6 protein-coding genes are annotated in these 10,428 nt (G+C 67.0%); 4 read left to right on the top strand and 2 right to left on the bottom strand.

Annotated elements, in window-relative coordinates:
• The first annotated feature begins 13 nt into the window (after positions 1-13).
• The gene (locus AB4Y72_RS11485; RefSeq protein WP_441426288.1) at positions 14-1,483 is read left to right on the top strand and encodes a sensor histidine kinase; all 1,470 of its coding nucleotides are present in this window, start codon (positions 14-16) and stop codon (positions 1,481-1,483) included.
• 88 nt (positions 1,484-1,571) lie between these two features.
• Here AB4Y72_RS11485 and AB4Y72_RS11480 read toward each other — a convergent pair whose 3' ends face one another.
• Entirely contained in the window at positions 1,572-1,820 is a 249-nt protein-coding gene (locus tag AB4Y72_RS11480; RefSeq protein WP_003804966.1) for a WhiB family transcriptional regulator, read from the bottom strand.
• A 255-nt stretch (positions 1,821-2,075) separates the two neighbouring features.
• Between AB4Y72_RS11480 and AB4Y72_RS11475 the strand changes: the two genes are divergently transcribed.
• Positions 2,076-2,681, top strand: a complete 606-nt coding sequence (locus AB4Y72_RS11475; RefSeq protein ID WP_441426287.1) for a hypothetical protein — start codon at positions 2,076-2,078, stop codon at positions 2,679-2,681.
• Here AB4Y72_RS11475 and AB4Y72_RS11470 read toward each other — a convergent pair.
• Positions 2,678-6,934 (bottom strand): FtsK/SpoIIIE domain-containing protein, encoded by a 4,257-nt coding sequence (locus AB4Y72_RS11470; RefSeq protein WP_441426286.1) that lies wholly within the window; start codon positions 6,932-6,934, stop codon positions 2,678-2,680. The genes AB4Y72_RS11475 and AB4Y72_RS11470 overlap by 4 nt on opposite strands.
• 290 nt (positions 6,935-7,224) lie before the next feature.
• On the opposite strand from AB4Y72_RS11470, the gene glf reads away from it, so the two are divergent.
• Both glf and AB4Y72_RS11460 read left to right on the top strand, forming a co-directional pair.
• Positions 7,225-8,412 carry a UDP-galactopyranose mutase gene (glf, locus tag AB4Y72_RS11465; protein WP_441426285.1) on the top strand — a complete coding sequence of 396 codons (1,188 nt, stop codon included), beginning with the start codon at positions 7,225-7,227 and terminating at the stop codon, positions 8,410-8,412.
• A complete protein-coding gene (locus tag AB4Y72_RS11460) occupies positions 8,409-10,427 on the top strand; it encodes a glycosyltransferase (RefSeq protein ID WP_441426284.1) in 2,019 nt (672 codons plus the stop codon). Before glf ends, AB4Y72_RS11460 begins: the two co-directional genes overlap by 4 nt.
• Position 10,428 lies beyond the last annotated feature (1 nt).

Below are 10,428 nucleotides of genomic sequence, written 5' to 3'. Positions count from 1 at the left end.
AAATGGAGGTGCTGTGGCAATCTTTACGGACCCTATCAGGGAGCATGCTGATTTTGGCCCGGGGGATGCCGAGTGGCTGCACCTTCTGGTCGGCGACTGGCAGATGGTCGCCGACCTCGCGTTCGCCGACCTCGCGCTGTGGTTTCCGCATCCTGAGTTCGGCTACGTGGCTCTCGCCCACGTCCGCCCCTCCACCACGCACACGGTGTTCCATGCCGACTTCGTGGGGGAGGGGATCAGGTCGGACCTGCAGCCGCTGGTCGACAAGGCCTGGCAGAGCCGGGCGATCGAGCGCTCCAACGAGACCAACTGGAGCAGCGACATGGCCCTGCGGGTCGAGGCGGTCCCGATGGTCCGCAACGGCCGCACCCTGGCCATCGTGACCTCCCACATGGACCTCTCCAGTTCACGGATGCCCTCGCGGCTCGAACTTACCTACCGGCAGTGCGCCTACGACCTGCTGCGGATGGGAACCCTGGGCCTGTGGCCGGACTTCGCTTCGCCCACGGGCTCGCGCCGGGGCGCGCCGCGTGTGGGCGACGGCCTAATCAGGCTCGACGCCGAGGGGATCGTCCAGTACGCCAGCCCCAACGGGGTCTCCGCGTTCCGCCGGCTGGGCGACGGCGAATCCCTCGAGGGCCGGTCCCTCGCCGAGGTGACCGCCGGGCTCCTGAAGGACCGGCGCCTGGTCGACGAGACCCTGCCGCTCGTCGTCACCGGCCGGATGCCGTGGCGCAGTGAAATCGAATCACGGGGCGTGAGCCTTTCGTTGCGGGCAATCCCGCTGCGCGACGAGCAGCAGCGGTTCGGCGCGCTGGTCCTGTGCCGCGACGTTTCGGAGCTGCGCCGCAGGGAGATGGAGCTGGTCACCAAGGATGCCACCATCCGCGAGATCCATCACCGGGTGAAGAACAACCTGCAAACCGTCGCGGCCCTCCTGCGGATGCAGTCCCGGCGGATGGTCAGCGACGAGGCCAAGCAGGGGCTCGAGCAGGCCATGCGGCGGGTGGCCACCATCGCCCTGGTACATGAGACGCTCTCCCAGGGCCTGACCCAGAGCGTTGACTTTGACGAGCTCATCGGCCGCCAGTTCCGCCTTTCGGCCGAGGTCGCCTCGCCGTCTCAGCAGGTTAAGACCCAGCGTTCAGGGCTTTTCGGGGACCTGCCAAGCGACTTCGCCACGCCGTTGGCCCTCGTCATCAATGAGCTGGTCACGAACGCCGTCGAGCACGGGCTGGAGGGCCGGACCGGCACCGTCTGGCTGCTCGCAGACCGCTCGGAGACCGAAGACGGGGACGAGCTGCTCACCGTGACGGTGGAGGACGACGGCGTCGGGCTGCCGGATACGCCGTATGTGGAGGGTCTCGGACTGCAGATCGTCCGCACGCTGGTCATGAGCGAACTGGGAGGCACGATCCACTGGCAGGCCAGGGACGGCGGGGGGACGGCAGTCCAGATTGTCCTGAGCCTGACAACCCACTAGCCGCTTAAGCGGACAATGGCCGCGGACCTGGTGGTCCGCGGCCATTGCTGCAGGGTGGTTCGGTGGCGGCCGGCTCCCCGGCGGCGGGTCAGGAAGCGCGCCGGGCCCGTGCAGCGCGGCGCTTGAGGGCGCGGCGCTCGTCCTCGCTCATGCCGCCCCAGACTCCGGCGTCCTGGCCGGACTCCAAAGCCCATTGCAGGCAGGTGTCAACTACGGGGCAGCGCCGGCAGACGCTTTTCGCTTCCTCGATCTGGAGGAGGGCAGGTCCGGTGTTTCCAACGGGGAAGAACAGCTCCGGGTCCTTGTCAAGGCAGGCTGCGCGGTTACGCCAATCCATGCTGATCAGTCACTCCATTCCTGGGAACTCGTTAAATGCCTTTGTGAAATTATTCACTAGAGGCTCCATAAGAAAAGGGCCCATCAGGGGCCCCCTCGGTCATCTGGATTAAGCGTGTCATGTTAACGCTGTGTAAACAAGGGGTAATAGAGGCCGAAATGCCCCGGGACCGTGAGCGATGCATCACATTCAATGGCGGCGTCCTCACATCTAGACGACTATGTCCGGTAGTGTGCCAGTGTGTCAAGGCCCCCTGTGAACCCTGAAGATCCCAGCGAGGATCCCCGCGATAACCCCAGTGAGCGCCCCGGCCAGGATCCGCTTCGGAATGCTGCCGGAGCCCCCGTCGGAGACAAAGGCAGCGACAAAGACGGCGACAAAACAAGAGACAAAGCCGGAGACAAAGCCGCAAACAACGCCCGAGAGAACGCCGCAAACAACGCCGGAGACCCTGCCGGGGCCCCGGTCCGGCCGAGGGCAATCGTCGTCATCGCGGTCGTCGTCGCGCTTGAGGCCGCGGCACTGCTCCTGGCGGCCGTCTGGTACGGCACCCAGCTCCTGACCGGAGCGCCGGTGCTTTCCTTCTGGGGTGCCGTCTTCACGCTGTTCCTGCTGCTGGCGTTCACCGTCTGGCTTTTCGCCGTGGCTCGCTTCCTGCTACGCGGTTTCCGTTGGCCGCGGGCCGGCGCCCTGGTGGCCCAGCTCTTCGCGCTGACCATTGGCTTCCCCACCCTGACTGGCGGTTATCCGCTGGCCGGACTGGCCATGCTGGTGCCGGCTGTGCTCACGATTGTGCTCCTGTTCGACAAACGTGTCATAGCGTTCGCCTCACGGGCAGCCGGGGCCCCGCCGGCCCTTTAGTGGCCCGCCCTGTAGAGTGGTCCGTCCCATGGGGCCGTTTGTCCCGGGGAGATCCGCTGCGGGCCGCCGGTGGTCCGGACCGCGGCGAGCTGCACGGGCGTTGCGCGGCCGTCGGAAATGACGACGGCGCGTCCCGGCGGCGGACTCTGTTCGGCGTCGAACCTCACTCCAAACGGCTCCCCGTCCATGAGCCCACGCGGTCCGATCAGGACCGCGCGCCCCTGGCTGCGCGCGACGGCGGCCAGTGGCACCCGCTGCCAGAAAGTGGGACCGAAATCCGCCGCCACGATTACCCTCCAGCCCAAACTGTGTAGGGCCGCCAGGCGGCTGTTGGCGTCTTGTGAGAGCAGATCGGCGTCGTCTGCGAGCGCTATCGCCGTTCGGTCCAGGGTGCCGGCGATCGCGCTGGCGTGGACCTCGGACCAATAGCGGCCGGGATCCGATCCCTCCGGCGGCACGAGCCAGACGCCGCTTGGGTTCATTCCCGGGAGCGCCGCCAGCAGCGTGCTCTTCCCGGAGGCCGGCCGGCCGAGGACTGCGAGGACGCCGCCGGCCGGCAACGGAACGTCATGCCGCCGGAGTTCGTCTCCTGAGACTCCAATCAGCACCGAGGCAGCCGAAACCTGGCCAGGCGCGCCACCCGGCGCGGCTGCGGGCACGGCATCGGGCGGCGTCACCCTTTGACCGGGCCCGGGGCCGGCTGACTGGGCCAGCACCTCGTCCACGGTCACGAACGAGGGCAGGGCTTCGATCCGGAAAGGCCGGGTCGAGACGGCGCCGTCTGCGCGGCTCCTTTCTCCCCCGACGCATGGTTCCAAGAGCTGGGCCGCGTGACCGGTCGGCAAAGGGCTTGGCACGAAGGGGCCGAAGACGGCTACGCGGCCGGAGACCGGCTCCAGGGCCGGAAGCCGGGGCCACGCAAGGCGGTCCTCCTCGGTGGACCCTGCGGGAAAGAAGATCCGGTTGGGCAGGCCGGCGAAGAACCTGGCGGTCACGAGTTCGCGCTCCCCGGACACGATGACGGTGACTCCGGCCCTGGCGCCGTCCCGCACGATGTCATGGAGGAGGTCCTCGGCCCATGCCAGCGGCCCGGAGCGAAATGCAGAGACCCAGGCGCCCCAGCCGCTGAGGACCAGTACGAGCCGCGGCTGCGGGCCGGCTCCGGACATGCTGAGCCGTGAGGTCACTTCCTCGGCGATGCGCTGCAGCACCCGTGCCGCCCGGCGGAGTTCATGCAGGCCGGCCAGCGCACCGACCCGGGCTGCCGGCGCGGCGGCGCCGAGGACGGCGGCGGCGTCGAGTATGTAAAGGTGCGACTCCATGTTGCCGGCCAGGAGTTGGTCGACGGCGAGGTTCAGGGCCGCGTCGCCGGCCCCGGCGGATACGAGGGCCAAATGCCCGTGCCGAGCAGGACCCCAGCTCAGCTCGGAGACGTTTTGGCGTTCCGGCAGGTCCACTCGTCCCAGCAGAATCTGGTCCCGGTCCTCGGGCCCGGGTTCCGGATACGGCAACACGGGCGGCAGCGGATCGGCCACCGGTCGCCGGGCCGGCCGGCCGCCGAAAGCCCGCCACAGACGCACTGTGACGTCGATGAGCTGCGCCGCACCCTGCGCAGGCGTCAGGGCCGCGCTGGAGGCATAGGGAGCCCCGCCGGTGGGGGAACCCCCGGTCTGGAGGCCCGACGACGACTGCGGCCGGGTCCGGGCCAGCTCGTCCGCGGCCGGGCGCACCGTGACCGCGCCGTTCGTCCGCGTGGCGGTGGCCGGCGTCAGGGTGGCCGTCTGGAACTCCACCGGGGCCTGTGAGCCGCGGATCAGGAACGCCCGTCCGGGACGTGCGATCGGGATCGCCGCGGCGAGCCCAGAGCCCATAATGTCGAACGATTCGAGACTGGACTGCACCCGGAGGGCGACGCAGGTGGTGACGTTGGCCCGGATATCGGCGTTCAGCGCTCCCTGCGGGCGTTGGGTAGCCAGGACGAGATGGATCCCCAGTGACCGGCCGATGGCGGCAATCCTCATAAGTTCGGCAAGGGCGCCGGGCGCTTCGTCAACCAGGACCCGGAACTCGTCGACGACGATGACGAGATAGGGCATTGACTGCCCGGCCGCCGCTGACAACTCGTAGGCCGTGAGATCCGGGGCGCCCACCTCTGCCAGCAGTTCCTCCCTGCGGCGCACCTCGGCCCGCAGCGAGACGAGAGTGCGCTCGATTTCTACGCCGCCCAGATCGGTCACCATGCCGACGCAGTGCGGGAGGCCGGTCAGCGGACCCAGGCCGGAGCCTCCCTTGAAATCTATGAAGAGCAGGTTGACGCGGTCCGGCGGATGGCTGGCCGCGAGGCCGGCGGCCAAGGTTCGCAGAAACTCCGACTTCCCCGATCCGGTGGTCCCGGCGACCAGGAGGTGCGGACCGTCCGCCTTCAGATCTACGCGCACGGCTCCGGTCCTCCCTGCCCCGACCGGCACGGCCAACCCTTCCGTCAAGCCGGTCCCAGTGAAGCCGGTCCCAGTCAAGCCCGTCCGGGACCAGCGCCGGGAGAGGTCCGGCTCGGCGAGGGGAAGAACGTCGGCCATGCTGCAGTGGTGCGGGACGGCCGGCGGGAGAACCTTCGTGTGGTGCGCTGCGGCGGTGAATCTGCGGCAAAAGCGGTCGAAGACGTCCGGCGGGACCAGATCCGCCACGAAGTCCACGGGCGGGGCCCCTGCGGTGAGCAACGAGCTGCGCCGGCCGAGGACAATGCCGGCATGTTCTTCCGGGCACGGTTTTGGCGAACACTCCATCACCCTCCATCCGTTCGCCACGGCCAGGTTCCGGAGCACGTGCCCCGCGCCGGCCGCCTCCGTGGTGCTGGCGGCCGGCGCGTGGCCGGGTCTGTCCCAAAGGATGAGCACTCCGTGGTCGAATCCTTCGCCGGAACCGGCCGCCAGCAGGGCAGCAGTGGCGGCGTCATTTGAGGACAGCATGACGCCGGGCAGGAAGCGCGCCGCCAACGGTAAGGTGCTCGCCGGACCATGCAGGAGCAGGCGCGTGCTCCCGCTGAGGGGATAGGCCGCCAGCTGCAGGATGAAGGAGCGCACCAACCCGGCGGCCGCGGACCCGGGGCCATGGATGGTGACCACGGGCGATGCCGGGTCCAAGGTCAGGGGTACCTGCCCGAGCGGCGGCGGCGAAAAGCCGGAATCGGGCGGCTCCAGCCGGATATTCGCCCCCTGCTCCGACAGCCCGAGGCGCAGCCAGATCCCTGGCGACTCCCGCTGAACTGCCCGGTCCGGCACGGGTGGCCCGTAGGCGGAGCCGATGACCAGGTCCGCCGCGGACGGTGCAGCCTGCCGGCGTCGTTCCCTGTCCTGCACCACGGCGTCCGCCACGGCTGCGGCGAGCGCGCGGCGCTGACGGCGGCCAGACACCACCGGGACAAGGACGGTCGCGGCAGACAGGGCGGTGAAGGCCAGGAACATCCACATGCCGGTGACAAGCGCCATGCCGACGCCGACCAGGAGCGGCAGCGCCGCGGCCAGGACCACAGCAGTCCGGTGGCCGGGGGCACCGGTGCCCCGGACGACCAGCGGTTCGGCAATGCTGGAGCCCGCGAGCCCCGGCAGGAGGTCCGCGGCCGCGCTCGCCGCAGCGCTCGCCGTTGGGGGCAGCCCGAGCAGGAGCGACATTGTGGAGTCACCGCAGCTGATCAGGGAAAGCGTGGTCACCGGGGCCGTCTGCACCATCCGGCCGTCCACCCTGGTTCCGTTGGTACTGCCGAGGTCCACGATCGTGACGTCCGAGTCCGAGACGTCCAGGCACGCGTGCTCCCGGGAAAGCGCGGCATCCGGGATCACAATTTCGGTGCTGCTGCGTCCGATCCGGAACTGACCCCGCCGCAGCGTGACCACCGTGCCCGCGCCGGGACCGCTGTGTACGGCGAGAAGCAACATGGCAGCTTCCCGACGCGCGGGCCCGGAACCGGTGGCTGCTGGGGAGCCCGGCACGGCGGCAGCAGCAAGCACCGCACCGTCGTTAGGCACAGGCCCGTCATCGGGCCCAGCGCCAGCAACAAGCACGGCGCCGTGCACCAGGGGAGGCACGCCAACCGTCATGGCGGCGATCGGGGTTCCCCGGACGAAGAGCGTACCGGTCCCGTACCGCCGGGAAATGGCCGACTCCAGGTCCGCGCCCGGGCACGGATCCGGCACCTCGACGGACAACTCAACGAGCTGCCCGTCCGGCGTCGGAGCGGGCACGCTCGGTACTGGCACACACGGTGCGAGAGTGCAATGGAAGATCATCCGGGCATCCTTTCCAGTCGTCCTCCCGGATTCCACGTTAGGGCTGCTCAAGCCGGAGGGCGGCCCGAAAACGTACCCATGTGGAAAACGCTTCGGAGGGGCATGGGACCGCCGGAATGAGCGGCGCCAGGACCGGCGTTGGCCGTGATCCCGGATCGTGGGCCGGTCCGCGATTCGCCGATCACCGCTGGGTCTCGGGTAGGCTAGACCAGCAGACAATGCGCAACATTGCGCTGCCCGCATTCGAACCAGGAGAGTTTGTGACCGCTGACCTCGTCATCGTAGGGTCGGGCTTTTTCGGCCTGACAATCGCAGAACAGGCCGCCACTGAGCTGGGCTTGAAGGTAGTCGTCATCGACCGCCGGCACCACATTGGCGGCAACGCCTACAGCGAAAAGGAAGAGCGGACCGGCATCGAGGTGCACCGCTACGGTGCCCACCTGTTCCACACGTCCAACGACCGCGTGTGGGAGTACGTGAACCGTTTCACGACGTTCACCAACTACGTCCACAAGGTCTACGGCGTGCACAAGGGCGAGGTCTACTCGCTGCCCATCAACCTGGCCACGATCAACCAGTTCTTCCGGGCCAACCTGACCCCCGGGCAGGCGCAGGAACTGATCAAGGAACAGGCCGGCGAACTGGCGGGCACCGATCCGCAGAATCTGAACGACAAGGGCATCCAGCTGATTGGCCGGCCCCTCTATGAGGCGTTCATCAAGCACTACACCGGCAAGCAGTGGCAGACGGATCCCAAGGACCTGCCCGCGGGCATCATTTCCCGTCTTCCGGTGCGCTACAACTACGACAACCGGTACTTCAACGACAAGTACGAGGGCCTGCCGACCAACGGCTACACGGCGTGGATCGAAAAGATGGCCGAACACCCCAACATCGAGGTCCGGCTCAACACGGACTTCTTCGATGAGTCCCACGAGTACAGCAAGGGCAACGTCGTCGGCAAGATCCCTGTCATCTACACCGGCCCGGTTGACCGCTACTTCGACTACGCCGAAGGCGATCTGTCCTGGCGCACCATCGACTTCGAAGAAGAGGTGCTCGACGTCGGGGACTTCCAGGGCACCTCGGTGGTGAACTACAACGACGAAGACGTCGCATACACCCGCATCATCGAACCGCGCCACTTCCACCCGGAACGTGACTACCAGACGGAGAAGACCGTCATCATGCGCGAATTCTCCCGCGCGGCGGAGAAGGGCGACGAGCCCTACTACCCGATCAACACCGCCGCGGACCGCGAGCGACTGCTCAAGTACCGGGACCTCGCCGCCGCCGAGAAGGACGTCCTCTTCGGCGGGCGCCTCGGCACTTACAAGTACCTGGACATGCACATGGCCATCGGCTCGGCCCTGACCATGTTCGAGAACAAGATCCGGCCGCATTTCGAGGGCGGCGCCAAGATTGAAAGCGGAGGGGTGGACGCATGAGCGTTGACCAACAGGACAACCAGACCGTGACGGCAGAGCCGGCGAACGAAGCCGCCTGGCAGACCATCCAGCGTGTGATCCTCCCGGGCGAGCGGGGGCTCGAGACCCTCCCGCTGTACATGGACTCCGGCGTGGTCAGCAGTGCCACCGACGTGTCGGCGGAAAATTCAGGGTTTGGCCGTTCAGAGACACCGGCCCAGCTCCGCGATTCGACCCGGATGGCGCACGCGGATGACATCACGTCGCGAACCAGTGCCTCCGTGCGGGCCGGCGAGCGAATCTCCTTCGCTACCTATTTCAACGCTTTTGCAGCAAGCTATTGGCGGCGCTGGACCACCGTGGAAGAGGTCCGCCTCAGGGTACGGACCTCCGGCCGCGGTACGGTCAGCATCTATCGCTCCAACGCCCGCGGGTCGCTCCAGCACGTTGAGACCACCCGCGTCGCTGGCGAAGCGCAGACAGAATTCGTTCTGTCTCTGGCTCCCTTCGGCGACGGCGGCTGGTACTGGTTCGACGTCACGGCCGGAACCGAGGGAATGGAGTTTGTCGGAGCCGAATGGCAGACCCAGGCCGAGCGGCGGCAGACCGGTTCGATCACGCTCGAAATCACGACCCTGAACAAGACCGGCTACTGCATCAATAACCTCCGCATCCTCGGACAGCACCCTGAGGCGCTGGAGTACGTCAAGGAAGTTATCGTCGTTGACCAGGGGACCGAAAAGGTGGCCGAAGCCGAGGGCTTCGCCGAGGTCGAGAGTGCGCTCGGCGGCAAGCTCCGCATCATCGACCAGGACAACCTGGGCGGATCCGGCGGCTTCGCGCGCGGCATGTACGAAGCGGTCCAAAACGGCAGCGACTACGTCCTCCTCCTTGACGACGACATCGTCATCGAGGCTGAGAGCCTCATTCGGCTGGGCACCTTCGCGGATTACTGCAAGAAGCCCACCCTGGTCGGCGGGCACATGTTTGACCTTCACGACCGTAACGTCCTGCACACCCTTGGCGAGGTGGTCAACCCGTATTTCATCGGTCCGGCGGAACCCAACCCGAACCAGGAAATGCGCCACAACTTCGCGCAGCGGAACCTGAGGGACACGCCATGGATGCACCGGCGTGTCGACGTCGACTACAACGGCTGGTGGATGTGTCTGATCCCCACCGCGGTAATCCGCGAGATTGGCCTGTCCTTGCCCGTCTTCATCAAGTGGGACGACACCGAGTATGGCGTGCGCGCGAAGGCCGCGGGTTACAACACCGTTTCGCTGCCGGGTTCGGCAGTCTGGCATGTGTCCTGGATCGACAAGGACGACCTGGTCGGCTGGCAGGCCTACTTCCACACCCGGAACCGATTCATCTACGCCTTGCTGCACAGCCCCTATGACTTCGGCGGCGGCCTCGTGGAGAACTCGATCAAGCTGGACCTCAAGCACAACATTTCGATGCAGTACTACACGCTGCAGGGCCGGATTGAGGCCATGAAGGACCTGCTGCAGGGCCCCGGCAACCTGCACAAGATCCTGTCCACCAAGCTCCCCGAGATCCGGTCCATGGCCCAGGAATTCTCGGAAGCACAGTTCAAGCCCAGCTTTGACGACTACCCGTCGGTGAAATCCACCAAGGTTCCCCGCCGCGGCAAGGGCGTATCGGTACCGTCCTACCTGCAGCTGCTGCCGTGGGTGGCAAAGACCGTGGTTCGCCACGTGGGCGTCCCGGTCTCCGAGACCAGCAGGACCCACCCTGAGACCATCGTGGCGCATCAGGACAACAAGTGGTGGAGGGTTTCCCAGTTCGACAGCGCGCTGGTATCCAATGCTGAGGGCACCGCGGTCTCTTGGTACAAGCGCGATCCCCGTCGGGTTCGAAGCCTGCTCACCGAAAGCATCAAGGTGTACGGCGAAGTGCTACGCAAATGGCCGGACCTCAAACAGGAGTACCGCGGCGCCGTCGCCGAGATCACCTCCATGGAAGCATGGAAGAAGACCTTTGAAGAGCACTCTCAGAGCGAAGTGAAATAGG

Source organism: Arthrobacter sp. YAF34, assembly GCF_052113245.1.
Taxonomy (GTDB): domain Bacteria; phylum Actinomycetota; class Actinomycetes; order Actinomycetales; family Micrococcaceae; genus Arthrobacter.
This window is presented reverse-complemented; position numbering and strand designations above follow the sequence as displayed.

Excerpts from the sequence above, each read along its gene's own strand:
- AB4Y72_RS11480 (WP_003804966.1), bottom strand. The coding sequence starts at position 1,820 with ATGGATTGGCGTAACCGCGCAGCCTGCCTTGACAAGGACCCGGAGCTG.
- AB4Y72_RS11460 (WP_441426284.1), top strand. The coding sequence starts at position 8,409 with ATGAGCGTTGACCAACAGGACAACCAGACCGTGACGGCAGAGCCGGCG.